The 25,984-nt window shown below is 33.6% G+C and carries 27 protein-coding genes and 1 pseudogene; 19 read left to right on the top strand and 9 right to left on the bottom strand.

All coding sequences use genetic code 11. The annotated features are described in order from the left end of the window. The first annotated feature begins 28 nt into the window (after positions 1–28). A pseudogene (proC, locus tag T367_RS21960) lies at positions 29–837 on the top strand (pyrroline-5-carboxylate reductase). An 8-nt stretch (positions 838–845) separates the two neighbouring features. Here the strand turns inward: proC and T367_RS0109375 are convergent. The 3 genes from T367_RS0109375 to T367_RS21950 form a co-directional block, all read right to left on the bottom strand. Continuing rightward, positions 846–1,217 (bottom strand): hypothetical protein, encoded by a 372-nt coding sequence (locus T367_RS0109375; protein WP_027419611.1) that lies wholly within the window; start codon positions 1,215–1,217, stop codon positions 846–848. Between the two features lie 182 nt (positions 1,218–1,399). Continuing rightward, positions 1,400–3,529, bottom strand: coding sequence for a vWA domain-containing protein (locus tag T367_RS21955; RefSeq protein ID WP_051568470.1), 2,130 nt, complete (start codon positions 3,527–3,529; stop codon positions 1,400–1,402). Further along, entirely contained in the window at positions 3,526–4,062 is a 537-nt protein-coding gene (locus T367_RS21950) for an RNA polymerase sigma factor (RefSeq protein ID WP_035843151.1), read from the bottom strand. The genes T367_RS21955 and T367_RS21950 overlap by 4 nt, the downstream gene beginning before the upstream one ends. Positions 4,063–4,307: 245 nt before the next feature. On the opposite strand from T367_RS21950, the gene T367_RS0109360 reads away from it, so the two are divergent. The 8 genes from T367_RS0109360 (at position 4,308) to T367_RS21945 (ending at position 10,619) form a co-directional block, all read left to right on the top strand. Further along, positions 4,308–4,673: a DUF2200 domain-containing protein gene (locus tag T367_RS0109360; protein WP_027419610.1), complete on the top strand. Its 366-nt coding sequence runs from the start codon at positions 4,308–4,310 to the stop codon at positions 4,671–4,673. A 14-nt stretch (positions 4,674–4,687) separates the two neighbouring features. Next, a complete protein-coding gene (locus T367_RS0109355) occupies positions 4,688–5,206 on the top strand; it encodes a GNAT family N-acetyltransferase (protein WP_027419609.1) in 519 nt (172 codons plus the stop codon). 41 nt (positions 5,207–5,247) lie between these two features. Beyond that, positions 5,248–5,952 (top strand): hypothetical protein, encoded by a 705-nt coding sequence (locus tag T367_RS0109350; RefSeq protein ID WP_027419608.1) that lies wholly within the window; start codon positions 5,248–5,250, stop codon positions 5,950–5,952. 15 nt (positions 5,953–5,967) lie between these two features. Further along, positions 5,968–6,450 carry a GNAT family N-acetyltransferase gene (locus T367_RS0109345; RefSeq protein ID WP_027419607.1) on the top strand — a complete coding sequence of 161 codons (483 nt, stop codon included), beginning with the start codon at positions 5,968–5,970 and terminating at the stop codon, positions 6,448–6,450. Between the two features lie 107 nt (positions 6,451–6,557). Continuing rightward, positions 6,558–8,141 (top strand): Na+/H+ antiporter, encoded by a 1,584-nt coding sequence (locus tag T367_RS0109340; protein ID WP_027419606.1) that lies wholly within the window; start codon positions 6,558–6,560, stop codon positions 8,139–8,141. 10 nt (positions 8,142–8,151) lie between these two features. Continuing rightward, positions 8,152–8,544, top strand: coding sequence for a VOC family protein (locus T367_RS0109335; RefSeq protein ID WP_084274365.1), 393 nt, complete (start codon positions 8,152–8,154; stop codon positions 8,542–8,544). Between the two features lie 71 nt (positions 8,545–8,615). Beyond that, entirely contained in the window at positions 8,616–9,788 is a 1,173-nt protein-coding gene (locus tag T367_RS0109330; RefSeq protein ID WP_027419604.1) for a glycosyltransferase family 4 protein, read from the top strand. A 21-nt stretch (positions 9,789–9,809) separates the two neighbouring features. Then, complete coding sequence (locus T367_RS21945) at positions 9,810–10,619, top strand: class I SAM-dependent methyltransferase (protein WP_051568468.1); 810 nt, start codon at positions 9,810–9,812, stop codon at positions 10,617–10,619. A 70-nt stretch (positions 10,620–10,689) separates the two neighbouring features. On the opposite strand, the gene T367_RS0109320 is transcribed toward T367_RS21945, so the two are convergent. Then, entirely contained in the window at positions 10,690–11,367 is a 678-nt protein-coding gene (locus T367_RS0109320) for a hypothetical protein (RefSeq protein WP_027419603.1), read from the bottom strand. 573 nt (positions 11,368–11,940) lie between these two features. Between T367_RS0109320 and T367_RS0109310 the strand changes: the two genes are divergently transcribed. Both T367_RS0109310 and T367_RS0109305 read left to right on the top strand, forming a co-directional pair. Further along, on the top strand, positions 11,941–12,513 hold the full coding sequence (locus tag T367_RS0109310) for an NUDIX domain-containing protein (protein ID WP_027419602.1): 573 nt from the start codon (positions 11,941–11,943) through the stop codon (positions 12,511–12,513). Between the two features lie 136 nt (positions 12,514–12,649). Next, positions 12,650–12,964 (top strand): HPF/RaiA family ribosome-associated protein, encoded by a 315-nt coding sequence (locus T367_RS0109305; RefSeq protein WP_027419601.1) that lies wholly within the window; start codon positions 12,650–12,652, stop codon positions 12,962–12,964. Between the two features lie 121 nt (positions 12,965–13,085). Here the strand turns inward: T367_RS0109305 and T367_RS0109300 are convergent, their stop codons facing one another. After that, complete coding sequence (locus T367_RS0109300; protein WP_157454182.1) at positions 13,086–13,796, bottom strand: hypothetical protein; 711 nt, start codon at positions 13,794–13,796, stop codon at positions 13,086–13,088. A 304-nt stretch (positions 13,797–14,100) separates the two neighbouring features. Here T367_RS0109300 and T367_RS25310 point away from each other — a divergent pair, with 304 nt between their 5' ends. From T367_RS25310 to T367_RS0109275, 6 genes are all read left to right on the top strand, one after another. Beyond that, positions 14,101–14,655: a serine hydrolase domain-containing protein gene (locus T367_RS25310; protein ID WP_245593038.1), complete on the top strand. Its 555-nt coding sequence runs from the start codon at positions 14,101–14,103 to the stop codon at positions 14,653–14,655. 105 nt (positions 14,656–14,760) lie between these two features. Continuing rightward, complete coding sequence (locus tag T367_RS25305; protein WP_245593037.1) at positions 14,761–14,982, top strand: hypothetical protein; 222 nt, start codon at positions 14,761–14,763, stop codon at positions 14,980–14,982. A 94-nt stretch (positions 14,983–15,076) separates the two neighbouring features. Further along, complete coding sequence (locus tag T367_RS0109290; RefSeq protein ID WP_027419599.1) at positions 15,077–16,540, top strand: hypothetical protein; 1,464 nt, start codon at positions 15,077–15,079, stop codon at positions 16,538–16,540. Between the two features lie 15 nt (positions 16,541–16,555). Continuing rightward, positions 16,556–17,959, top strand: coding sequence for a T9SS type A sorting domain-containing protein (locus tag T367_RS0109285; RefSeq protein WP_027419598.1), 1,404 nt, complete (start codon positions 16,556–16,558; stop codon positions 17,957–17,959). Positions 17,960–18,158: 199 nt separating this feature from the next. Next, complete coding sequence (locus tag T367_RS0109280; protein WP_157454181.1) at positions 18,159–18,722, top strand: hypothetical protein; 564 nt, start codon at positions 18,159–18,161, stop codon at positions 18,720–18,722. Between the two features lie 123 nt (positions 18,723–18,845). Continuing rightward, complete coding sequence (locus T367_RS0109275) at positions 18,846–19,073, top strand: hypothetical protein (RefSeq protein WP_027419596.1); 228 nt, start codon at positions 18,846–18,848, stop codon at positions 19,071–19,073. Positions 19,074–19,229: 156 nt separating this feature from the next. Here the strand turns inward: T367_RS0109275 and T367_RS0109270 are convergent, their stop codons facing one another. The 4 genes from T367_RS0109270 to T367_RS0109255 all read right to left on the bottom strand — a co-directional run bounded on the left by T367_RS0109270 (position 19,230) and on the right by T367_RS0109255 (position 22,215). Continuing rightward, complete coding sequence (locus tag T367_RS0109270) at positions 19,230–19,448, bottom strand: hypothetical protein (protein ID WP_027419595.1); 219 nt, start codon at positions 19,446–19,448, stop codon at positions 19,230–19,232. Positions 19,449–19,474: 26 nt separating this feature from the next. Further along, on the bottom strand, positions 19,475–19,888 hold the full coding sequence (locus tag T367_RS21935) for a hypothetical protein (RefSeq protein ID WP_072032185.1): 414 nt from the start codon (positions 19,886–19,888) through the stop codon (positions 19,475–19,477). 10 nt (positions 19,889–19,898) lie between these two features. Next, positions 19,899–20,438 carry an RNA polymerase sigma factor gene (locus tag T367_RS0109260; RefSeq protein WP_027419594.1) on the bottom strand — a complete coding sequence of 180 codons (540 nt, stop codon included), beginning with the start codon at positions 20,436–20,438 and terminating at the stop codon, positions 19,899–19,901. 601 nt (positions 20,439–21,039) lie between these two features. Further along, positions 21,040–22,215: an acetyl-CoA C-acyltransferase gene (locus T367_RS0109255; protein WP_027419593.1), complete on the bottom strand. Its 1,176-nt coding sequence runs from the start codon at positions 22,213–22,215 to the stop codon at positions 21,040–21,042. 351 nt (positions 22,216–22,566) lie between these two features. On the opposite strand from T367_RS0109255, the gene rpsA reads away from it, so the two are divergent. Together rpsA and T367_RS21930 are read left to right on the top strand one after the other, a co-directional pair. Next, positions 22,567–24,438: a 30S ribosomal protein S1 gene (rpsA, locus tag T367_RS0109250; RefSeq protein WP_084274364.1), complete on the top strand. Its 1,872-nt coding sequence runs from the start codon at positions 22,567–22,569 to the stop codon at positions 24,436–24,438. A 404-nt stretch (positions 24,439–24,842) separates the two neighbouring features. Further along, a partial coding sequence (locus T367_RS21930) for a LamG domain-containing protein (protein ID WP_035843147.1) occupies positions 24,843–25,984 on the top strand: 1,142 nt, incomplete at its 3' end.

The following is a 25,984-nucleotide window of genomic DNA, read 5'->3' as shown; positions in this document are numbered from 1 at the left end:
AAGATGGAGTTAAAATCAAATCGAAAATATGAAAATTTTAATGATTGGGGCGGGGAATATGGGATTAACTTATGCGCTTGGTATGGCTAATTCGCCTTTTAAGAATAAACGGAATATCATGTTTATGATGTTGCCAAAGAAGTCTTAGAGGAATTGTCAGAGAATCCAGATTTCGATACATATTCGTCTCTTCAAGATTGTGCACTAATTGCGGATATCATATTTTTAGCCGTTAAGCCCTATCATAGCGAAGAACTATTTGAGGAATTAAAACCGTTAATCAATCAAGAACAATTGATTGTATCATTGATGGCGGGTGTTACGATCGCATCTATTCAAGACGGATTGGGAATTAAAAAAGTCATTCGAACAATGCCTAATTTACCAGCGAAAGTAGGTAAGGGTATCACTTCTTATACGGAGGCAAAAGAGGTTTCACGGGTAGAGTTGATTATGGTTCGAAATTTATTAGACACAACCGGTGAATCCATTCGCGTAGAAAATGAGAACTTTATAGATGCTTCAACAGGAATATCAGGATCGGGACCTGCTTATGTCTTTTATTTTATGCAATCAATGATGGATGCTGCACTAAAAATGGGATTCTCTGAAAACGATTCAAAAGTATTGGTCAGTAATACTTTTGAAGGTGCTGTAGAATTGTTTAATCAATCGAGTCTTACAGCTCAAGGGTTAATGGATAAAGTGGCTTCAAAAGGCGGAACAACACGAGCGGCTTTGGACTCAATGGACGATAATAATATTAAAGAATTAATACAAGAAGCAGCTTATGCAGCCTTCGATCGTGCTGTTGAATTAGGTAAAAAAGGAAACTAGATTAGGTTTTATAAACGAATGGCGTTCTTTTGTAAATTAAGATCGCTTAACATTTCTTGTGTAAACTTATAATTTCCTCGGGTCGTGATGATTTTAAAATTATGATTTTTTGCCCTTGTATAGACATCTAGAAATCGCCATTTTGTTTTCAATTGATTGGGTTTATCAGATTTTTGACTGATCTCAAAATAATGTTTGCGACCATTTTTAAAAGCAACAATATCTGGAGTAATTGTCGATTTGTCCGACTGTTTTGTGTACGATTTTGGAGTTTCTAGCCCTTCCACATCGGCTTTGATATCCTCATAACCGTCATTCTCTAAATAATTAACTGATTTTAATAAAATCGCCTTGTTTGCTTCCTTTTGTTCTGATATCATAATTCATAATGTACGGAAAATATAGCAGTTAGCCAAGTTTAGGGAGTGTTAATGGATTTTGCTAACATAAATATTAACTGTAATGATGTTTTTTATCTGTGTGAATTTAATTTATATAAAAATGAAAACCGACTAGCTATTTTTTTTAATAGTTAGCCGGCATTATTAATACATTTTGCTCATTAATTGTTTACTAAATCCTTATATTCTTTCATTAGAATTGATGTTTGAGTAACTAAGCGAATGAATTCCGCTCGATAACCCATTTCATCTTTCCCCTTATTAAGACTTGCGCGTTTAATAACTGATTCGAAATTTGCTTTTCCTTTATATTCAGAATTCCGCAATAGCATTCCAAACTCGGCTACGGCTGAGGCAAAAAGGAAATTTTTAGTCAATCGATTATTTATTTTATAGTCTATAGTTTGCTCGATTAATTGACTTTTAGTAGTATTTGTTTTTTTATACCTGAATTTAATTAACGCTAGTTCTTCATTATTCTCATTTGATTGATTGATGATTGTCTTTTGATACCTTAAATTGTCAGTTGTAGAAATTTCCTTTTCATTATTGGTAATAATTTCGTACAGAGCGACTATTGTATGACCTGAACCTAATTCACCCGCATCTTTCGTATCGTCATCAAAATCTCGAGTGCTTAACATTCTGTTTTCATACCCTAATAAACGATATCCTTTTACATGTTCTGGATTAAATTCGATTTGTAATTTTACATCCTTCGCAATTGTTATCAAAGTTCCACCAATTTCATCGACCAATACTTTTTTAGCTTCTAATAAATTGTCGATATAATAATAATTTCCATTTCCATTATTCGCTAATTTCTCCATTTTATTACTTTGGAGATTTCCTGTTCCGAATCCTAAAACAGACAAATAAACATTTGATTTGCGCTTTTCTTCAATCAACTTTACTAAACCAGTATCACTTGAAATTCCAACGTTGAAATCTCCATCTGTAGCCATTATTACGCGGTTATTTCCGTCATTAATTTTCGCTTCATTAGCGATTTTATATGCTAATTCTATACCTGCTCCTCCAGCTGTTGATCCGCCTGCACTTAAATTTTCAATTGCATCATAAATCTTGGCTTTGTTTCTGCCCGAAGTAGAGGGGAGCACTAATCCTGACGATCCTGAATAAACCACTAAAGCTATTCTATCATCCGAACCCATTTGTTCAACTAATAGATTCAAACTTTTTTTCAATAAAGGCAATTTGTCTTCACTTTCCATCGAACCTGAAACATCGATCAAAAAGACCAAATTATTCGATTGATTTTTATCCATTTTAATCTCTTCACCTTTTAATGCGACTTGCATGAGCAAATGGTTCTTTGCCCACGGGCATTTCCCAACCTCTGTAGTGATTGAAAATGGATGGTCGTCCTTAGGTTCGGGCAGATAATAATCAAAATAATTTATCATTTCTTCGAGTTTTACCGCATTTTTTGGAGGCAAATAGCCACCTTGTATAAAACGACGAACATTACTATAACCTGCGCCATCCACATCAATTCCATAGGTAGATAAAGGTTTATCAAGAGTTGTTTCGAATGCGTTTTCTGTAAACTCTTCATATGGTTCATAATATCGGTCAACATCATAATGAACAATAGTTTGCGCTTCGGTATAATAAGTGCCTTGATTAAATAGAGTCTCTGGTTCGTTTACGGGGTATGAGCCACCTGAGAATGGTAACGGCTTTGTTCCGTTTGCTTTCAAGGTGAGTTTAGGACTTCCATCATCTACGGTTAAGACGTCAATATTGCCATAAGAATAGAGATTTGTATTCTCATCAATTGAGCATCCATTTTCATTTTTAACTGTTACATTGTATGCGTCAGCACTTGATCCATCACTCAATCCTGTGACACCGTTCTTTGTCCAAGCATAAGTATATTCATTATTCAATACTTTATTTTGGACTTCCCTATTACTATGTGTAACTATATTGCGAAACCCTTTAATTTGACTTTTGTCACCCGAAGAAAGTTCAAACTGATTTTCATTGCGATAATCGATATCTTCTGTTCTGATTGTCTTCGCATCAGTAACAATATCCTTCGTTTCATTGTCCGCATAATTTCCTGAATCGGTTTTAAAAGGATTTACGATCAATAAACCTACAATTAGGACTGCAGCGATACCACTAGCGTACCAAATCGCAGGTTTCTTTTTAGGTTTTTCAGCGATTTCAGCTTGTATTTTATCCCAATTGGCATTTGCTGGAATTTTAGAATCGAGACTTTCTCTATTCTCTTCGATATACTTTAAGATTGGATCTTTCATAATTGGACTAATTTTTTAAGTGAAAAATGGAGTAAATTTTTCGCCCTAATAAATTGAGATTTAGAGGTAGAAAGACTGATTTTTAATTCATCTGCAATTTCTTGATGCGAATAACCTTCGAATGCTTTTAAGGTAAAAACGGTTTTACATCCAGAGGGTAATTTATCAATGGCTTCATTCAAAATATTCGGCTCTATGATATAATCATTATCTGTAGGCTCTTCAGGAATTTCAAAATCCAATTCGAGCCAGTTTAATTTTCGTTGCCTTAATTTATTCAGGCAATTATTAATTGTAATTCGTTTTAACCAGGCACCAAATGTTACACGATGATCAAATTTCTTAAGATTTTTAAATGCGTTGATAAAGGCTTCTTGCAATGCATCTTCGGCTTCAGGAGTATCACCCAACATGCGTACGGTAGTTGAGTACATAGCTCTCGAATATCGATTATACAGTTCGAACTGCGCTGATTTATCAGGCTTTAAACAATCATTGATTAAATCTTTTATGTCTTTCTCCTTATTTTTCAATTGTCAAGGTTTTATATGAAGTACACATAGATTGAATCAAAGTTGGAATTTGTTTGAAATAAAAATAGAAAATTCTTATCCGTTATTTCTTTTAAAACTGTTTTTTCTAGCGAGAAGTCCATTTAAAAAATTGTTGAAGTTGAAATAATTTTAAAACTTTATATTTGAATACTCACTAAAAAAATGAATGATTGAAGGAAATAACACGGAATTAATTCACATAAATCTAATTTTTAAACCATAATATGAAAGTAACACCAGCGCATATTGAACGAATGGAAAAATTGACTTTTGCATCAGTTTATCCACATTATATCTCAAAAATTGAAAAGAAAGGTCGTACGATAGAGGAGTTACAAACAGTGATTCAATGGTTGACTGGGTTTGATGCGAAGAAAACACAAGAATTAATCGATGAAAAGGTCACTTTTAAAACCTTTTTTGAAAGGTCGAATTTACACCCAAATGCACATTTAATTAAAGGTGTAATTTGTGGGTATAGAATAGAAGAAATAGAGAACGAATTAACGAAAAACGTTCGCTATCTTGATAAGTTAGTCGATGAACTAGCAAAAGGGCGCAAAATGGAGAAAATTTTACGCGAAAAATAAATTTATAGCTATCCATGGAGCACTTGATCGAATCTGAAAGACTTATACTACGTGAACTATCAATCGAAGATGCAGTAGATTTCTTTCGCTTAAACGAAGATCCAGAAGTCTTAAAATACACTGGCGATTTGCCATTTGAATCTGTTTCTGAAGCAAAAATATTTCTAGAGAACTATAATGAATATGCATTGAATGGATTTGGAAGGTGGGCGGTTATTGATAAAGAAACGCATCAGTTTTTAGGCTGGTGTGGTTTAAAATTGAACGAAGAGGGACTAGTCGATTTAGGATTTCGCTTCTACCAAAATCAATGGGGAAAAGGTTATGCCACCGAAGCAGCTCAGGCCTCAATAAATTATGGATTAAAGCAATTAGGCTTGAACGAAATTATAGCACGCGCAGCTATAGAAAATGTAGCATCCATAAAAGTTTTAGAAAAATTAAATATGAAATTCTGGAAAAATGGGATTTGTAATGGCATTCCAAATGCCGCTTATTATAAAATAACGCTTAAAAATAGTTTAGATAAGTGATAATTAATTAGTTTTAAAATGAGCCAAATAATTTAATTAGAATGAAAAATAAACTGCTAACAATCACATTATTCGGATTGATAGGATGTAGTACACCTATCACTCCAAATGCCATTCCTAACGATGATCCAATTACTCCTGTTACTGAGAAAGTGAACGTAATTGAGTCAATAACGGATGAAACTGATTGTGGTGAATTAGAAACTTTTACTGTTGATCAAGATTATTGTATCAAATATGGTTTATCCAATATCGCATTTACCTTACAATATCCAAAGAACTTGATCACTGATCCCCCTGAAGTTGGTTATCAAAATATGCATTATAATTATTTTCTAATGTGGGACGAAAACGAAGTGCAAACGGAAGCTATTTCTGTCGGTTACAGTACGACAAAAAGAAATACCTTCATGAAAAAGAACTTGAAACTTGATATATTGAGGCAAGTTCGAACCTTTTGGAGGCAAAATGGATTCACCATGGCTGAGGAGTTTATAGGGACGGGAGAATTCGAAGGGGAGGAATATTCTATGTATCGCTGTAAAGGGAACATTAATAATCCAGACATGGAACTGGTAGGCGACTATTTAATTCAATGTTTAGTATTAGAAGCTGAAGTTGATGATGAAAATGGACTTTTCTTAATGATGTTAGCCAATGAAAAATCTGAAATTAAGACTTTTGAAGATTTTGCTGATAAAGGTTGTATTTCCACCATTTGGCAATCTTTAACGTTAAATTACTAAAGTAATTTATTCGGTATGATAACGCTGAGAACTGCAAATTTGGACGATCTTGATCTGTTGAAGTATTGGGATACCAAACAACATATAATTGACTGTGATCCTGATGAAGATTGGGACTGGGAGGTGCAATTACCATTTTTTCCTCCTTGGCGAGAACAATTGATGGCTGAATTGGATGGCGAGCCGATTGGTTTTATACAAATCATTGATCCTTATCTTGAAGAGACACAATATTGGGGAGACGTTCCTCCAAATAAAAGAGCTATTGATATTTGGATAGGAGAGGAGTCTAATCTGAATATGGGGTATGGAACTATGATGATGAAATTAGCAATAGATGCTTGTTTTAAGAATGAAGCAATAACCGGTATTTTAATCGATCCTCTTAAGTCGAACCTCAAAGCGCATCGATTCTACGAACGAATGGGGTTTCAATTCATTGAAGAAAGAAAATTTGGTGATTCGGATTGTTTTATTTTTGAATTGAAAAGACCCTAAACTTTACGCTTCAATTTAGTCTATCCTAAAAGGGAAAATGATCTATTGAAGACCGTTAAAAAAAAAAGATACTTTTGTAATCATAAATCAGCTTTAAATAAATTATAATGCATACAATTTTACCGTTTTTACTAGCAATGATAGGGATAATTGTCTTGCTGAATATGTGGGCGGCAAAACTTAAGGTTGCTTATCCTATATTGTTGGTTATAGGGGGCTTATTGGTTAGTTTTATTCCAGGGCTACCTGTTGTTAGAGTGGATCCAGATTTGATCTTCTTATTATTCCTTCCTCCTATATTGTTCGAAGCTGCTTGGTCGGCATCTTTCAAAGAAATGAAGAAATGGTGGCGAATAATTGGTAGCTATGCCTTTCTAGTTGTGTTTTTTACAGCTTTAACTGTGGCTGTGGTCACTAATTATATGATTCCGGGGTTCTCAATTGCCATCGGTTTCCTATTAGGTGGAATCGTATCTCCGCCTGATGCTGTTAGTACTGGAGCAATTACCAAATTCGTTAAAATTCCTAAATCTACTTCCGCGATTCTTGAAGGAGAAAGTCTATTAAATGATGCATCATCATTAATAATCGTTCGTTTTGCATTGGTTGCAGTCGGTACGGGGCAATTCATTTGGCAAGACGCTGCAATAAGTTTTGTTTGGATGTTGGTCGGAGGATTAGGGATCGGCGTTTTAGTTGGATGGTTATTTACATTGATTCATAAACGTTTGCCTGCTGATGCACCTTCGAATATTGCCTTGACAATTATTGAACCTTATTTTATGTATTGGATTGCTGAAGAATTTCATAGTTCGGGCGTTTTAGCAGTGGTTAGTGGAGGTTTATTTATGTCTGCGCGAAGACTTAAGTTTTTAGATAGCACCAGTCGATTGAGGGCCTATAATGTTTGGGAAAGTTTTATTTTTATTTTGAATGGCGTCGTCTTTTTAATTATTGGTTTAGAACTGCCTGAAATTATTGAAGGAATGAATGCTAGAGGTTTTCCACTGTCTGTAGCTATAGGTTATGGTGTGATTGTTACAGTAATTTTGATTGTTGCTCGAATAATAAGTTCTTATGTCGCCATGTTTGCTACAATGATTTTTAGGCCGAGCGTAACCCCTTCAACGTCTTCAAGAAAAGGAATGTGGACAATACCGTTAATCTTAGGTTGGACAGGGATGCGTGGTGTTGTTTCTTTGGCTGCTGCTTTAGCTATTCCTGTTACATTAGAAAATGGCGATGCCTTCCCTTATAGAAATCTAATCTTATTTATCACCTTCGTAGTGATCTTGCTCACATTAATTGTTCAAGGTTTAACCTTGCCATACTTCCTCAAACGAAGCAAAGCTTTTAATATGATGTTCAACGAAGAGGCCGATAAATTGGCAAAAATTAAGATGAAACGAGGCTTAAAACATCATATCTTAAACTATTTAAAAGATAAATACAAAAATGATCTTCCTCAAAACTCAAATATTGAAAAATTTATTCAACAATGGGAAGAGCGAGCGAATGATGTTGAAGACAAATGGATGAACGAGGAAACCAAAGTGATTTTTGTTGAAATATTAGAAAGTCAAAGAGAGTATTTGACCGAGTTGAATAAGGATCCTTCAATTGATGAAGAAATTATTAGACAGCAATTGTATCAAATTGATTTGGAAGAAGAACGTTTAAAAATAATTTAATTTCGAAATTATGAAATTTGCTTATACCATTCTATACGTTGAAGATGTCGAGAAAACCTTAAGTTTTTACGAAAACGCATTTGGATTTAAAAGAAAAATGTTGACACCAGAAAAGGATTATGCCGAATTGAATACTGGTGAAACAACAATTTCTTTTGCTTCGATTGAATTAGGTAAGTCGAATTTTAGCAAAGGATTTCAAAAGTCTGTGATTACTGAAAAACCATTCGGTGTAGAACTTGCATTCACTACTGAACAAATTGAGATTGATTTTGAAAAAGCTCTAAATGCAGGAGCAATTGAATTTGAATCGATAAAACAGAAGCCTTGGGGTCAAAAAGTAGGTTATGTCCAAGATATTAATGGCTTTTTAATTGAGATTTGCACACCTATTTCTATGTAATCTACGTGCAATTATTCTAATAATAAATTAGATATTTCACCTAAATTAATACCTTTATTTTTTTTAATAGGTTGAAGCAAAAACTAAATATTCTTTTCCTCACATCATGGTATCCTAATCTTGAAGATGAGGCACATGGTAATTTTATACAACAGCATGCAAATGCAGTCGCTGAATATTGTAATGTGCACGTATTAAACGTGGTTGCGCGTGAACAAGAAGCGTCATTAGATGTCCAGCATAATGTTGTTAGTGATTCATTGACGGAAACTATTGTTTACTGTAAAAAATTGAACGGAACTTTATATAAAGTTTTGCCACTTCTCCGATTTAAATCTAAGCAACACGGTTTTAAGGTTGGTTTTGAAGTTATTCAAGAAAAATATGGACGTATAGATCTGACGCATTTAAATGTTTTTTATCCTGCCGGATATTTTGCTTTAAAATTGAAGAAGAAGTTTAAAACTCCATTTATTTATACTGAACATTGGACTATTTTTCTGCCGTCTAGCAAGGTGCAACCAAATGCGCTAGAAAAGCTATTGATGCGAAAAATCGTCGAAAAAGCAACCTTTGTTTGCCCTGTTTCAGAAGGTTTGGCGAATGAGTTGCAAATTTATGGACATGGTGAAAAATTTAGGATCGTGCCCAATGTAATTGATACCGAATTATTTTATCCTGTCGAATCCCCAAAAGTTAATCAGCCAATAAAATTGATACATATTTCAGGAATGAATGACTATCAAAAGAATATTTCAGGCTTATTAAAAATGGTACAATATCTAAAAATTGCAGGATTGGATTTTGAGATTTCTCTGATTGGTGAATTATTGAATGATGCGCAATTAGAAATGATACGCAGTTATGATATCGCGGATAAGGTGAATAATGTACAAAATCTAAAACCCAATGAAGTTGCTGATTATTTAAGAGCAAGTGATTTATTTGTTTTAACAAGTCATTATGAAACATTTTCTATTGTAATTGCAGAAGCATTGGCTTGTGGAATTCCTGTTATTACAACAAATGTAGATGGTGTAGCACAGAAATTAACGGAGGAAGATGGATTTGTAGTAGATTTAGGCGATATGAAAGGTATGGCTGCTCAAATTGTTAGCATGATTGAACATTTACCCACCTACAAAAAGAATATTAAAGCAAAAAATTACGGTGAGATTTATAGTAAAAGCGCTGTAGGTAAACAGTATACTGAATTATATTTTAAAGCGTTAAAAATCAATTAAATATTACATTTTAAGAACAATATGTCAAAAATATCAAAGCTAATTAAAGGGATTACTACATTGGTTGCAAAACCATATATGATTAATAAAATCATCGACAATGAAGATGTTCATATGGAAGCATGCCATAAAACCTATCCTCAATTTAAAAGCGGTTTACCAATTATTGATTTTAGGGCTGTCGTTCCAGATGCGTCTATTGAAATTAATCCTTTTGCTTTTATGGATGGAGGAAGCTTGGTAACAGATATAGCATTATTGAAATCTCTAGCGGGTCAAAAAAATGATTGCCAATATTTTGAAATAGGCACATGGAGAGGGGAAAGTGTGGCAAATGTTGCCGCTTATGCAAAAGATTGTTTTACACTTAATTTAAGTGAGCAAGATTTATATAATTTAGGATTGAATGAGTTAATTATAAAAGAACAAGATTCCTTCTCTAAAAATCTTAATAATGTGACTCATTTAAAAGGCAATTCTTTAAATTTTGATTTTTCACCATATCATAAAAAAATGGATTTAGTATTCATTGATGGCGATCACCATTATGATGCGGTAAAAAAAGATACTGAAAAAGCATTTAAGTTATTAAAAGACAATGAATCAATTATGGTTTGGCATGATTATGCTTTTAATCCAGAGCGTGTGCGTTGGGATGTGTTTAGAGGTATTCTAGATGGAACACCTGCTGAATTGCGTAAAAATTTATACCAAGTTTCGAATACGATGTGTGCAATTTATTATCCGCATCCAGTAAAAACTATTCCAATCGAAACGAAATACACCGCAGACAAGAAGTTTATTGTGAATTTAAGTTTGGGTGAGCTTTAAGAGTCCCCTTTATGTCAATAGTCAATTGAATAAAGATAATGTAGCGTTCTTTATTGATGTCAATATTTTTTTAATATTTACTTTTTGGTCCAAAACTAACAGCGACACCAATCTTTACAGATGTTCGGATTTGATTTTGTTTATCAATAAATGTAATTTTTTTATTAATGTGTTGATAAGAGGCGCCAACATCTAATGTTAACGATAAATAGCGAAGAAAGTATTCAAAAGTGACACCTCCACCATAAAAATAACCAAATCTAAAAGGATCAAAGGAAGATGGGCCTTCAACCAACGTATTTGGAAAGATTGATTCAGTTTGAACGACTTGTACCACAGGTCCACCTCTTGCGTCAATTCTTGCCGTAAACCTGTTATGGTTTGGATGGAGTATGTAATAGTGAAAATTAAGATGATAGGGTACTAAATGTAAATTTGTGGCAATATCAATATCTTTAACTTCTCCTGAAAAAAAAGCTTTTTCTTTACCAGGAACAGAAATACTGTTTAAACTAAAAAAAGGTTCCAAGCCAATGCCAGCTAAAAGACGATTGTTTAACAGTCGATATTGGGCAACGACGTTGAATCCAATACCATAAAAGTCTCCCATATTATCTGCTCCAATTACTATTGAAGAAACTATTTTTCTTGGAGGGTTTGGAGATACTTTTTTCTCAGTCTTTTGCGCAAAAATCGTAGAGATACTAAAAAGAAAGAGGGTAAAGAGGGTAATGGTTAAAAATTTCATAGCTATCAACAATATTAATCTTGGTATAAAACTAAGAATTATCAGATCATTTGAATTCCTTTTCTAATCATATTGTAATTAAACCTCCAAAATTGAATACTTTATTCTAATTTTGGTTCAGAATTCTACACATTGGTGGAAAATCGCCTCATTAATTCTAATACAATATCAAGCGAATAATAGTGAAATACTGCTTAGACACAGGGGGATAGCTAATAATTCGAATTCAAGGACTGATTTTTGTGTTTTCTAAGACAAAAAACAAGTTATGGACAATTCAACATTAATATTTATACTATTTGCAGGATTAATAATTATTATTAGCCTAATCTGGAGATTTCGCATTAGAAAAAGTAAAACAGATGATTCTGATTTTGATAGAAATGATAGAGCTAAAAGAAGTCCAGATTTGCAACGTAATAATAAATAAGAGAGAAAAGGCTTATAGAGACTTTGGCAAGGATTTAATTTTAATGAACCGGATGCAAGTCATTTTATAAAAATAGTTTATCTTCAATGCATAGTGATGCAGATCATGAATTCTATTTGTATAAAACCTAATAATTCGAATTAATGAAATACAATATCCTTAAGGAAGAGATCGTTTTTGATCATTTTTTCAAAATCAAAAAGGCAAGTATAGTACATGAATTATTCGATTCTAAATCTGTTCAAATAGAACGTTTGTGTTTTGAACGAGGAGACTCAGTTGCAATTGTGATTTATGAAAAGGATACTGATTCATTGCTGTTTACCAATCAATTTAGGTATCCTACTATCAAGGAAAAGAGTGGCTGGATTCTTGAATTAACTGCCGGCTCAATAGAAGCAGATGAAGATCCTGCTGATAGAGTTAAAAAGGAAGTTGAAGAAGAGATCGGGTACAAGATTGATGGAGTAACATTTATTAATTCATTTTTTGTTTCTCCAGGAGGTACTTCTGAAAGAATTTGGTTATATTATTCAACCGTGGAATCTACAGAAAAATTATTTGAAGGTGGCGGAATGAAATATGAAAATGAAGACATTGAATTAATCAAAATTAAAACCTCCGATGTTATAACCCAACTCCAAAATAATCAGTTTAGAGATGCTAAAACCATCATCGGTTTGCAATGGTTCTTGATGAATAAAATTAATGAGTAGAAAAACAGGGAAAATTGCTAGAAAATCTTTAACAATTTTTCACAATTAAGCGCAAAGAAGTTATGCGTGTTTACTATGTAAATAGCTAAAATGATGTTAACTTTGAATAAACAAATGATAAACTAAAAACAACAATATGACAATTCAAATTAATACAGATAATAACATAAAAAGTGACGCAGCTCAACAAGACTATTTCAATACACAAATTTCTGAAGCATTAGAAAGGTTTGATTCACATATCACACGAATTGAGGTTCATTTGAAGGATGAAAATGGAAAAAAGGATGGTGTAAATGATAAAGTATGTGTACTTGAAGCTAGACTTAAAGGTAAGCAACCAGTTGCCGTTACAAAAAATGCAGAAACGATTGAATTGGCTGTATTTGGAGCGATTGATAAAATGAAAGCAGTTGTAGAATCAGCAGTAGGAAAAGCACAAACGCATTAAGCTTTTACATAATTTCAGAAGAGATTATTCTAAAAAAATATAGAATTGAAAGTCATCGTTTTTTACGGTGACTTTTTTTTTAATACAATTCATATTTAGAAAACGGTTCAAAAGCATTAATCTATTTGTTCCGCAGACCATAATTAAATGCAATACCCAATTTAACTGATGCGCCTATTTGATGGTGTGTATTAAACAAGTCAATATTTGGGTTGATATAATTGTAATTTGCACTTAAATCCAATGTCAAAGCGATAATATTATAATAATATTCAAAGTTAAGCACGGCTCCTGTCATAAAACCAAGATAAGGAGATCCAAACTTTGGAGGCCCCGTTATTCTTTTGTTCGGGAACGGCATTTTTGTATGTACTATTTGTAGTGAAGGACCAGCTTTGCAGCCAATTCTAGCTGTCAATCTATTGTATTTCGGACTGATTAAATAATAATGATATTCGAAGTGAATAGGGAATGAAAAAAGTCGTGACTGCCCGATGGTATTAATTGTATCAAGATCAAAAAAATCAATTTCTAATGCTGGAAATTTTTTACTATTCAAAGCAAAAAAAGAGGTAATTCCTAAACCTGCAATTTGTCTATTGTCGTCATATCTAAATTGGGCATATATATTTAAACCAATTCCCACGAGACCTCCAATGTATTCAGTGTTAAGACCTAAACCAGAAACGATTCGTCTTGGTTGATATCTTGATATTTCTCGCTCTGATATTTGCGCAAGAATGGTGGTTGAAAAAAATAACAACAAAGAAAAAGTGATGAATTTCATAGCACATAAATATATTAGGTCTGCTAAAACTATGTAAATATTCATGATTATTAATGCTAAATCCTATTCTTTTCTCATCGTTATGGATGATTAGATACTAAGTTTTTGATTAGGAATAGAAATATTTTAATGTTCTGATTAAAAAATGATATTTTTTTTAAGCAAATAAAACCTATTCGCCGAAACCATTTTAAATGAAAAAATTATTACAGTCCATCCTCGATAAAACAGTAGATAAGAAAAAGATATTTGGCACTTCATTCGCTAATTAAAAAGAGAACTTTTATTGGCAAGGTACATCTGGTAATTTGGCTAAGGAGCACCTTGTTTTATTGCGAGTAAAACAAATTTGTTCACTACCACCATTATTCTAAATTTATTATCGCAACGTAAATTACGTCTGGAGGATAAGATTGGTAAATACTTAGACCATCAAATTCTAAAAGGTTTACATACTAATAAAGCAAAAGATTATTCAAACGTTATAACAATTAAACAATTATTGGCGCACACTTCAGGCTTGCCTGATTATTTTCAAGGAAAGGGGAGAAGTGGTAAAAGTTTGGAAGATGAAATTAAAAATGGAGATGATCAATTTTGGACGTATGAATCGGCTATTGAAATGGCTAAACAAATGTTACCTCTTTTTATTCCTAGAGCAAAAAATAAGGCAAATTATGCGGATATTAATTTTCAGTTATTGGGTCGTATTATTGAAATAATTACAGATAAAACTTACGCTGCAAACTGCAATCAGTTAATCATTGAACCTTTAAAGATGTCCAAAACGTATCTTTATCAAGATGCCGATGATATCACGCCGAAAACACTTTATTATAAGTCGAAAGTATTAAATATTCCAAAGGCAATGACTTCATTTGGTCCTGATGGCGGCATTGTTTAAACTGCTACTGATATGCTTGTTTTTATTGAAGCGTTCTTTACGGGAAAACTATTTCCCATTTCTTATATCAACGAACTGCAAGAATGGAATTGAATATTTTTTTCTATGCGTTCAGGAATTGGCATTCATTTATTTAAATTGCCTTGGATTTTTAATCCAATAGAAGCAATGCCATCTTTTATCAGCGATTCGGGGCTTTCAAGAGCATTGGCTTATTTCTGTGTTAAAGAACAGGTATTTGTAGCTGGAAGAGTAAACCAAGTAGCACACCCAGATATCTCTTTCAAAACAATGTTAAAGTTGACACAGGTTTTAAAAAAAGGTTAAAGAATTGCTAATTTTTATTTGAACTAGGTGTTTATACTGTTGTAAGTCCTTAGTTTATTGTGTAAATTTTAGGCTTAACATTAACCCAACTCTTATGAATTCTTTAAAAAACAGGCAACCTATGGTGGGTTATGCCTTTAAAACACTCAGTGTAGCATTTTTATTATCTTTTAGTTTCAGTGCATTCTCACAAATTAAAATTGGTGATAATCCAACACTTATTGATGATAATTCTATTTTGGAATTGGAACATACCAATAAAGGTGTTTTAATTCCTCGCGTGTTGATTCCTGATTTAACAACCGAAGATCCCTTAACGGCTCCAGTACCAGAAGGAACTTTAGTTTTTAATATTGATGCGGCCACAGAAAATGGATTTTATTATTGGGATGGATCCAGTTGGCAACGATTATTAACCGATGTTAGTTCAAATCAACGAGACAATTATGTTTTGGTGAAATCAGTTGCAGATCTACCTGCTCCTTCGGGGGGAATTATAACACTTACTGCTGGTGTTGTATATGAAATAAATGGTACGATAACTTTGACAGATCAAATAGATATCAATGATGCCTATATAGAAGGAAGAGATGCAACCAATGACATTTTGATGTATACGCCCGCAACTGGTTCGTTATTTACAGGAGATCAAGGTGGAACGATTAAGATTTTAACTTTATCGGCACCTTCAGTTGGCGCAAAAGTATTCGATCTTGACGATGCTGCTGGAACAGAAAATATTATTGTTCGAGATTGTAATATCGGAGCAAGTGACAATATCGGCAATATAAAAGGGTATAAAATTGCTTATTTGAGTGTGATTAATTATGCGGCGAATAAAAATGGCATTACTTATGAAGATATCGATGCTCTTTTACTCGAAAATATGGCATGGTTTTCTACAAATGAAAATGTTTTTGAAAGTTTTGTTGGGGATTTTGAATTAATTCAAAAAATTGGAGGTTTTTCAACTACATTGCTTGCTAATAGTGCAACAGCAGTCGACGTTTCAGGTATTTCAACAATATTAAGTGGATCAATGAAGTCTGTTGATTATGCTGGAGATGGAATAAGAATAACGGGTAGTTTCAGTAAAGAGTGGGAGGTAGCGTCTTCTGGAATTACAACCGAAACGGATGATGTCGCAGGAGGGAATATTTATTTATCCACACCGACTACAACTTCAATATCAGGCTCTGATGATCCTACAAAAATATCAGGGACAACAGCTACAGCCAACTTATTTCGTTTTACGTCTGCTGTTGACAATCAGATGGTTTATGCAGGTACTAAAACGCGTACTTTTCAAATTTTCGCAGCTATTTCAATGACTTCACCTGCAAACAATAAGATCTATCAATTTCATATTGCAAAGAATGGAAGTATCGTGCCTGGGACAGCTCAGTCTCGTAAAATTGCATCTGGTTCGGATGTTGGTGCCCTATCTATTTCTGGCGTGGTAGAATTGTCAACTGGTGACTATGTTGAAGTTTGGGTCGAAAATATAAGTGATGGTACAAATATTACAATTGAATCGATGAATTTAACGGTAAGATAATTAAGACTAAAGGTTATGCGAAATACAATAATTGCAGTCATGGCATTATTTTCCGCCCAATTAACTGCTCAAAATACCTTATATAATAATGGCTCATTTCAAATGCATACTGATGCAAAGTTGGGATGTTTCGGCGATTTTATGAATGATGGAACAATGACCGAGAATAACGGTAAATTGTATCTCGTCGGAGATTCAGGTGGACAATTATTTTCCGGATCAGGAAGCTTTATTTTTGATAGCGTTGTCGTTAATACTTCAGATGATATTATAATAGAACAGGAATTTAAAATTGCTAAAAACGTTAATTTTACGAGCGGTAATTTAATAACTGACCGTGCTGCTATAGTTAGTGAATTCGTTCATTTTTTAGCTGGTAGTAATTATAATGGTGCTTCAGATGCTAGTTTTATCGATGGTGTTACTGTGAAAACAGGAAATACCGAATTCGAATTTCCCGTTGGCGATTTGGGTGAAATGCGTAAACTTAAAATATCGGCTCCTGATCTAATTACGGACCAATTCAAAGCGTTCTATTTGAATGATGATCCAGATTCTATTTATTCAACATTGGCAGTAGATTTGACTTGTTTAGATCATGTCAGCAGATGTGAATATTGGATTTTAAATCGAACTATTGGAATTGCTGACGTAACGGTTGATTTGAACTACGACCTTACTTCATGTGGTGTGAATGACCTTTGTGATTTAATTGTATCGCGTTGGGATGGTACAGAATGGGTTAGTGAGGGTAATGGTGGCGTTGTTGGGACTATTACTTCAGGAACTATTACAACTGGTGACGGTTGCGGTGATTGTGGTCTTCCAGAAGATGTAACCGAATTTAGTCCATTCACAATAGGGTCTGCATCACCTTTGAATCCTTTGCCGATCGAATTGATAGATTTCCAAGTACATCAAAATGAACAATCTGTTGATTTAAAATGGGAAACGGCCAGTGAAATCAATAGTGATTACTTTGAAATTGAACGGTCGAATGATGGTGTTTTATGGCAATTTATTGGTGAATTGGAGGGAAACGGTAATAGTTCTCGCCCAAAATTTTATAATTTGAAGGATTATTATCCATTGATGGGAATCTCTTATTATCGTTTGACACAAGTTGATTATGATGGTACCAAAGAAGAAATAGGAGTGAGGTCCGTAAACTTCATTAGGGATGGAGATTATAGGGTGCAGCCAATTCCAGCTTCAACTTCAATTGATATTTATTATTCAGAAGTACTTCCTACTCAAATCATAATATATGAGAGTAATGGATCTTTTATTCGAGCAGTAGAGGTCATTCCTCAAGACGAATTTATCACGGTTGATATCCAAGATTTGCCACCCGGAATCTATTATATCCATATTCGTGAGAACGAAGCATTGACAGTTAAAAAAGTTGTTGTGATTTAAATTGTACATATTTCTACCTGTATCGTCCAATTTAGTGAAACGAAACTTTAGCTATGCAAATCTAAATTAGTTATAAGATTTTTCTGCTTAGAATTTTTAATCTTTGTGTATCCTATTTAATCGGGTATTCAATGAACTGCGACCAATAATTATTAGTCGCAGTTCATTCTTTAAGGTCAATTTTGTTAATTTTACTTGGATGAGGTTTTTGCACTATTTTTTTATCATTTTCATATTTAGCGTGTTGCCAATGTATGGGCAAGAAGGTGATAGTACATACATCAAACAATTCTTAAATAAAGCTGATTATTCTGAGATTGACACAGTCTTTTATGAAAAGAAATATAGGTTTAACAGATTAAAAGAAGAAGGGTGGAGAGTAATTGAAAACATTACAAAGGAATCTAAAATAATTAGGGAAACCAGTGGGCTTGAAGGTTATACTGGTGAGTATAATTTAGGTGTGTGGAAATTTTATAAATTTGGAAAACTCAATCGGATTGATACAAATTCTTTTGTAAACCAATCTTTCATATCAAAGGAATATTATTATTATTATTATTGGAAAAATGGGAATTTAAAATGTTATTTTTTTGATAAAATTGATTACAACCATGAAGATGCACCTAAAATTAGATCAGGAAATATAAACGATTGGAAATTTCCAGGTGACTCGCGTTACTTTTATTATAATCGAAAAGGAGAATTAAAGGAAAAATATATTTATAAAAATAATGAATTAATAGAAAAAATGAAATATTAAAATGGAGTGCTGCTTGTTAATTATTAAATAAAAAATGTAATGCGCTCCTAAATTATTACCTTGAATTTAAATGAGGGTTTAATCGTTATTTCATTGAATAAATTCCACACCTGATCAATATCTATGAAAATTAAAATGAAAAGCTATATTGGCTTATTTGTTGGAATTGCAATCTTGTGTCTTACCAGTTGTAAAAAAAGTGATTTTAGCGATACTGAAACTGGATTTGAAATGTATACTGTTTATAAAGTGAAGAGTAACGGATTTTTAAATGTTGAATTTAAGTTTACCGGTGCAGGTTATACTTTGGAGGAGGCTAAGGGTGAACTCTATATTGGAGATGCTAAGTAAGCAGATGAATTGACGACTAATATATTTTTTAATTCATCCACACCAATTAAAAAGAACAGGTATTGCAAGTCGTAAATCTGACCGAAAATAACTTGATCATCAGTTGGACTCCATACGAATAATTTGTTCAATCTATTAAAGGCGCGATTGGGCTATTTAATTTTCCAAAACTTCGCATTTATGCCCCAATTGTTGGACCAGGGCAATTATTTCAATTTCGGATAAAAGTCCACCCAATTCAATGCGTAATACCTTATCGATGTCTTCAGTGTCAACCGTTAATTTAGTGATTGCGGGATGATCAATGATTTTTTGCTGCACTTGATCTACTTCTTCTTTAGAAGTAATATCAGTTTTAAATATCAAAACGTTCATCAGTTTTAGTTTTAAAGTCAGAAGATTTACTCTTCTTCCGTTGGAATTGATTTTTTACCAGCTACATATTCATTAAAGGCTTCGTTGCCTTGTTCTTCCCAAAATTTATCGTAGAATTTCCATTTAGAAATTTCATTTTTAGAAGATTCACGACATTCTGAATTGTAATGGTGTTTATCGTGGTGCTTTTTATGCCCGCCACCTTTGCCACCGCCAATACCTCCAAATAAGATCTTAGACAATAAACAAAGACCCATTCCTTGCCAATAGGTAATAGTTGAAAGACCAAATAAATCTGGCATTAACCAATTCCACAACCACATAATGATGAATCCGAACAGGATAACCAACGCTGATATTCCGATAATAGCGAGCAGCACCCAGCCAACAATTTCACCGATACTTTTGCTGCGAATTTTATGCTTAAAATAATTTGACATAATGTTGAGTTTAAAGTTTATTATTTTTTTTAGTAATTAATTTTTTATTTAAAATAGCCAAAGCCCTATGTCTTCGGGACATTAAAGTGCCTTGTGAGATGCCTGTTTCTGCCGCCAATTCTTTATAGGATAATTTTTCAAAATCAATGGCTAGAATTACTTCTCTATAATTAGGCTGAAGGGAAGCTATTGCTTCTTTTAATTCATGTTTCATTCGTTCGGAATATGCATTGTCAGCATGACTGTAAAGCCATTCCATTAAATCGATGATCTTATCTTCTTCCTCAATTTCAATATTTGTATTTTGTTTGCGCGTCCGCATAATGTCAATAATTTTATTCCTTATTGAGCCATAAACAAAGCCTGCAATATTGTTAATCGGTGAAGAACTGTTTCGAGATAATAGATTCAAAGCAACATCCTGAATAATATCTTCAGCATCTCTATCTGCACTATGCGTAATTCGTGACTGAACATATCTTTTTAATGACACATATTCGTCACTAAAAAAGGTGTTTAATTTATGTTCGTTTTCACTATCTTGTTTCATTCAAAGTGCTTCTAAAGTCTCTTCACCGATAAAGACGAAACTTTTATAATCTATTGCAATAAATTTACGTTTTGTATTACATTTTTTGAATGTTAATATGGTAAATGGTTTATTTTGTGGTGGTTATGGTTTTGGTTTTTTTGTATTTATGACAGATAAGAGTCCCAGAAAGTTCAAATGCTCCCTATTAACAGCATTTAAAAGGATAAGATTATAGTTGGAAAGTGGAATGAATTTGCAAGTAAGGCCAAGAGCATCTAATTGATGAACGGTTGTTAGGGAAGGGAATAATAGTTAATCGATTGTCTTTCTTCTTATTTATTAAACACAAAAAAGACGCTAAAACCAATTAGCGTCTTTTTTTACAACCAACAAAATTAATACTAATATTTTTCCCAAAACATATTGTATTTATTTGAATTGGTAATCGACGTTTCAATTACCGTGATACAAATATTGCAATTACTTGTCAGGGAAAAAAGGGGGGAATTCCTGTTTCTATACAGGAAAAACCCCTTTTTTTAGTTTTTGGACATAAAAAAAGCCTCAATTGAACTCTATAAGCGAGTACCAATGAGGCTTTTTTAATATTATTCGAATTTTAGATGTTCTCAATCACCATTGCAGAAGCACCACCGCCACCGTTACAAATAGCAGCAGCACCGTATTTACCACCGTTTTGTTTCAATACATTAATTAAGGTTACAATAATTCTAGAACCAGAATTCCCAAGAGGGTGTCCAATAGCAACTGCACCACCATTAACATCAACTTTTGTTGGATCTAATCCTAATATTTTAGTATTCGCTAATCCAACAACAGCAAAAGCCTCGTTTAATTCCCAATAATCAATATCTTTTACTTCTAAATTTGCTTTAGCTAATGCAACTGGGATAGCTTTTGAAGGAGCAGTTGTAAACCAAATTGGTTCGTGAGCTGCATCACCATATCCTTTAATTTTTGCGATAGGTTTTAAACCGTATTTTTCAACAGCTTCAGCACTTGCTAAAATTAATGCAGATGCACCATCATTTAAAGTTGATGCATTAGCAGCAGTTACTGTTCCTTCTTTGTCGAATACAGGACGTAAAGTAGGAATCTTATCCATTTTTACGTTTTTGTATTCTTCATCTTCGCTTACTATAATAGCGTCACCTCGTCTTTGAGGAACTTCAACAGGAACTACTTCGTCGTTAAATTTACCGTCAGACCATGCCTTAGCCGCTTTATTATAAGAATCGATTGTAAAAGCATCTTGCTCTTCACGAGAGAAGTTGTTTTCTTTAGCACATTTTTCAGCACAAACGCCCATGTGTACAGAATTGTAAACATCGGTTAAACCGTCTTTTACCATTCCGTCAATCATTTTAACATCACCTAATTTAGTAGCTACACGCGCGTTATAATAATGCGGTACCATACTCATGTTTTCCATTCCGCCTGCTACAACAATTTCATTGTCACCAGCCAAAATAGATTGTGCAGCTAAACTAAGCGCTTTCATACCCGAAGCACATACTTTATTTACAGTTGTTGCAGGAACGTTTTCACCTAAACCAGCAAAAATAGCCGCTTGACGTGCTGGAGCTTGTCCTAAATTAGCAGACATTACATTCCCCATAAAAACCTCATTGATTAATTCTGGTTTTACATTGCCTTTAGCCAATGCACCTTTTATAGCAGTTGCACCTAATTGTGTAGCTGGAACAGTTGATAAAGCACCGCCGAAACTACCAATTGGTGTTCTTACAGCTGATATGATAAAAATATCTTTCATTATATTATTTTTGGTTATATATACTTTTGACGCCTATCTAGTATAGACGGTGCAAATTTACGATTCCATATTCAATATTCAAAATGCGTTAAGGACAGGAGTAACTGTTTGAGCTCTTTTATTTTTGCGAAAAATAAAAAGCGAGTGCAGATGGCCTGGCATAAGCTGTTTTTTTACAGCTTTTGCAACGCCCAAATTGTACAAAAATAGGCCTACTTTATTTTTTTTGGATAAATTCCTGAAAAACACTATCTTTGCAGCCCGTTTAAAGGTAAACGAACCGAACCTGGTCGGAAATTTTATAAAAACCTCTCAATGTCAGGTAGTTGAGATACAAGATTTAATGCCGACATGGCTGAAGAAAAAACAAACAAAGAGGAAGTAACTCAAGAAGTAACTACTCAAGTAGAAGAAACAGAAACAATTCAACCAGTTTCTGAACCAGTTCAAACTGAGTTTGATTGGGATGCGTACGAAAACGAAGGTCGTTCAGCTGCTGAAATAGCAGAATTAGACGGTGTTTATGATAGTACGTTAAATGAAATTACTGAAAAATCAGTAATTGATGGTAAAGTAATTTTATTGACACAAAAAGAAGTTGTTGTTAATGTAAACTACAAATCAGAAGGTGTAATTGCAATTAACGAATTCAGATATAATCCGGATTTAGCGATTGGTGATACTGTTGAAGTATTTGTTGAACAATTAGAAGACAAATATGGACAATTAGTATTGTCTCATAGAACTGCAAGAACGCACAGAGCATGGCAACGTGTGAACGATGTATTAAAAACTGGTGAAATTATCACTGGATTTGTTAAATGTCGTACTAAAGGTGGTTTAATTGTTGATGTATTTGGTATTGAAGCTTTCTTACCAGGTTCTCAAATTGACGTTAAGCCTATCCGTGACTATGATCAGTTTGTAGGTAAAAATATGGAATTCAAAGTGGTTAAAATTAATCACGAATTCAAAAACGTTGTTGTTTCACATAAAGCACTTATTGAGGCTGAATTGGAAGAGCAAAAGAAACAAATTATTGGCGGCTTAGAAAAAGGACAAGTATTAGAAGGTACTGTTAAAAACATTACTTCTTATGGTGTGTTCATTGATTTAGGTGGTGTTGATGGTTTAATTCACATTACTGACCTTTCTTGGGGCCGTGTGAATCATCCAGAAGAAATTGTAACATTAGATGAGAAAATTAATGTTGTAATTTTAGATTTCGATGACAATAAGAAAAGAATTGCATTAGGTTTAAAACAATTACATGCACACCCTTGGGATGCTTTAGATGACAAATTAAATGTTGGCGATAAAGTAAAAGGTAAAGTTGTTGTAATTGCTGATTACGGTGCATTTATCGAGATTGCTGCTGGTGTTGAAGGATTAATTCACGTTTCAGAAATGTCTTGGTCTCAGCACTTACGTACTGCGCAAGATTTCATGACTGTTGGTGATGAAGTTGAAGCAGTGATTTTAACGTTAGATAGAGATGAGCGTAAAATGTCATTAGGTATCAAACAATTGATGCCAGATCCATGGGCTGATATCGAAAATAAATACCCAGTTGAATCTAAGCATAACGCAGTTGTAAGAAACTTTACAAACTTCGGTGTGTTTGTTGAACTTGAAGAAGGTGTTGATGGTTTAATTCATATTTCTGACCTTTCTTGGTCTAAGAAAGTGAAGCATCCATCAGAATTCTGTAAAGTTGGAGATAAATTGGATGTTGTTGTTCTAGAATTAGATCGTGAAAACAGAAGAATTTCATTAGGACACAAACAATTGGAAGAAAATCCATGGGATGTTTTTGAAACTACTTTCGCTGAAGGAACTGTTCACCAAGGAACAATTATTGAAGAGAAGAAAGACAAAGCAGCTATCGTTTCTTTACCTTACGGTTTAGAAGCTATCTGTCCTAAGAAACATTTAAAGAAAGCTGACGGTACTAATGCTGTTGTTGAAGAATCACTTGAGTTTAAAGTAATTGAATTCAGCAAAGATGCACGTAAAATCGTTGTTTCTCATACTAGAATGTTTGAAGAAGGTGATGATACACCTACTAAATCTACTTCTAAAGGTAAAAAAGCAACTGGATCTACAGGCGGAGGTGCTAACAAAGCAGTAGACGCAGTAAATAGTTCAAACGAAAAATCAACATTAGGTGATTTGGATGCATTATCTGCTTTAAAATCAGAAATGGAAAAAGGCGAAAAATAATTCGGCTTTAACTTAATAAATTTAAAACCCTATCTGCTTTGTGTGGATAGGGTTTTTTTTGTGCCTTTAACTTTTGTAGATCTATATAAATTAGATTAAAAAATGAATTTTGTCGATTTGATATAGGTATCATATATTCTCTTTTTAGTCTTTTTTGAACAAGCAACGCTAGATATTTTATTTTCGTCAATAATTAAAATCTCTGCTAATATTTTGATTATTATGAGATGAAGATACTTCGGTGTTGAGTAATGAAGAATGTGTTATAGAAATTACTTTATTCGAATGATTGGAGTTTAGAATGTTTTAAGGGATTGTAATTCAGAAATTGATGTAGGTATCTAAAATAATTTAATATATTAAGGATTGATTCTATAATTAACAGTTACCTAAGTATATAGACTATGAAAAAGAAGAAATTAATTGGGTTGTGTTTATCGTTTCTAATTTCAGTAAATACCACTTTCTCTCAGGATGCTGAATGTTTAACTTTTGACGGTACAGATGACTATGTTGTGGCAGATAATGACGCCTTAAATGCAATTGGGACAGGTGATTTTACAGTTGAAGCATGGGTGAATGGAGAACTCGCTGGCCAAAATGCACATCCAACAATATTTTCTAATAGACCTGTATCAGGGGTTGGCATGACATTTTTTTTTCATAATATTTGGGGAGGTTCACTTTATAAAATGTTAAGTGTGCAATTAGGCGGTATAAATTATTTTGTTTTTAATAATGGAACTTATGACGCTACTTTTTTTGATGGAACATGTCATCATGTTGCCGTGTCAAGGGAAGGTACGACTTTAAATTTTTATGCTGATGGTGTTTTTTTTGGTACCCGTGAAATGAGAGTTGACCTGACTACTGCTTCCGTTGGTGACCTTTGGATTGGTAAGGATCTTCCCACTAATAATTCGTACGAAGGTAATATCTCGCAATTGAGAATTTGGGATGTGGTTCGAACAGCAGATGAAATTTTAGATAATAAAGATTTAAGTATTCCAGGTGATTCACCGAATTTAGTGGGATATTGGGAATTGAATGATGGATCTGGTCAAGTTGCAACAGATAAAACAGGAACAGCAGACGGTCAATTAGGTTCTTCTCCGAGTGCTGATGGTTTAGACCCAATTTGGGGTAGATTGTGTTGTATTGCTGGCTGTGAACCTTTAACTACAGTTGTCTCAACTACTGATATTTGTATTGGGGGAGAGGTAACGCTTGAAGCGACTTCTGAAATTGGTGGAACAATTACTTGGTCTGACGGAGTTGAGAATGGCGTTCCTTTTACAATTGACGCAGAAGGAGTTTATACCTACATCGCTACAAGTGATGATGATGCGGATTGTGAGTTTGAAGTTGAAATTACTGTTCATGGTCCACCAGAAGTAGTGGCAGCAGTTGACGAAGAAATTATTTGTTTAGGTCAATCAGTTTTCTTTTATGGTTTAGGAGCAGACACTTATGTATGGGATAATGACGTTCTTGATCGTGTAGAATATACACCTACAGAGGTTGGACTGATGACTTATACCGTAAC

Source organism: Crocinitomix catalasitica ATCC 23190, assembly GCF_000621625.1.
GTDB lineage: Bacteria > Bacteroidota > Bacteroidia > Flavobacteriales_D > Crocinitomicaceae > Crocinitomix > Crocinitomix catalasitica.
Note: the sequence above shows the minus strand (reverse complement) of the source record. Positions and strands in the feature narration are given on the sequence as shown.

Bases quoted from the DNA above. Each gene is read 5' to 3' on its own strand.
- T367_RS0109375 (WP_027419611.1), bottom strand. From the start codon at position 1,217: ATGATATCAGAACAAAAGGAAGCAAACAAGGCGATTTTATTAAAATCA.
- T367_RS21955 (WP_051568470.1), bottom strand. From the start codon at position 3,529: ATGAAAGATCCAATCTTAAAGTATATCGAAGAGAATAGAGAAAGTCTC.
- T367_RS0109360 (WP_027419610.1), top strand. From the start codon at position 4,308: ATGAAAGTAACACCAGCGCATATTGAACGAATGGAAAAATTGACTTTT.
- T367_RS0109355 (WP_027419609.1), top strand. From the start codon at position 4,688: ATGGAGCACTTGATCGAATCTGAAAGACTTATACTACGTGAACTATCA.
- T367_RS0109350 (WP_027419608.1), top strand. From the start codon at position 5,248: ATGAAAAATAAACTGCTAACAATCACATTATTCGGATTGATAGGATGT.
- T367_RS0109345 (WP_027419607.1), top strand. From the start codon at position 5,968: ATGATAACGCTGAGAACTGCAAATTTGGACGATCTTGATCTGTTGAAG.
- T367_RS0109340 (WP_027419606.1), top strand. From the start codon at position 6,558: ATGCATACAATTTTACCGTTTTTACTAGCAATGATAGGGATAATTGTC.
- T367_RS0109335 (WP_084274365.1), top strand. From the start codon at position 8,152: ATGAAATTTGCTTATACCATTCTATACGTTGAAGATGTCGAGAAAACC.
- T367_RS21945 (WP_051568468.1), top strand. From the start codon at position 9,810: ATGTCAAAAATATCAAAGCTAATTAAAGGGATTACTACATTGGTTGCA.
- T367_RS0109320 (WP_027419603.1), bottom strand. From the start codon at position 11,367: ATGAAATTTTTAACCATTACCCTCTTTACCCTCTTTCTTTTTAGTATC.
- T367_RS0109310 (WP_027419602.1), top strand. From the start codon at position 11,941: ATGAAATACAATATCCTTAAGGAAGAGATCGTTTTTGATCATTTTTTC.
- T367_RS0109305 (WP_027419601.1), top strand. From the start codon at position 12,650: ATGACAATTCAAATTAATACAGATAATAACATAAAAAGTGACGCAGCT.
- T367_RS0109300 (WP_157454182.1), bottom strand. From the start codon at position 13,796: ATGAATATTTACATAGTTTTAGCAGACCTAATATATTTATGTGCTATG.
- T367_RS25305 (WP_245593037.1), top strand. From the start codon at position 14,761: ATGCGTTCAGGAATTGGCATTCATTTATTTAAATTGCCTTGGATTTTT.
- T367_RS0109290 (WP_027419599.1), top strand. From the start codon at position 15,077: ATGAATTCTTTAAAAAACAGGCAACCTATGGTGGGTTATGCCTTTAAA.
- T367_RS0109285 (WP_027419598.1), top strand. From the start codon at position 16,556: ATGCGAAATACAATAATTGCAGTCATGGCATTATTTTCCGCCCAATTA.
- T367_RS0109280 (WP_157454181.1), top strand. From the start codon at position 18,159: ATGAGGTTTTTGCACTATTTTTTTATCATTTTCATATTTAGCGTGTTG.
- T367_RS0109275 (WP_027419596.1), top strand. From the start codon at position 18,846: ATGAAAATTAAAATGAAAAGCTATATTGGCTTATTTGTTGGAATTGCA.
- T367_RS0109270 (WP_027419595.1), bottom strand. From the start codon at position 19,448: ATGAACGTTTTGATATTTAAAACTGATATTACTTCTAAAGAAGAAGTA.
- T367_RS21935 (WP_072032185.1), bottom strand. From the start codon at position 19,888: ATGTCAAATTATTTTAAGCATAAAATTCGCAGCAAAAGTATCGGTGAA.
- T367_RS0109260 (WP_027419594.1), bottom strand. From the start codon at position 20,438: ATGAAACAAGATAGTGAAAACGAACATAAATTAAACACCTTTTTTAGT.
- T367_RS0109255 (WP_027419593.1), bottom strand. From the start codon at position 22,215: ATGAAAGATATTTTTATCATATCAGCTGTAAGAACACCAATTGGTAGT.
- rpsA (WP_084274364.1), top strand. From the start codon at position 22,567: ATGGCTGAAGAAAAAACAAACAAAGAGGAAGTAACTCAAGAAGTAACT.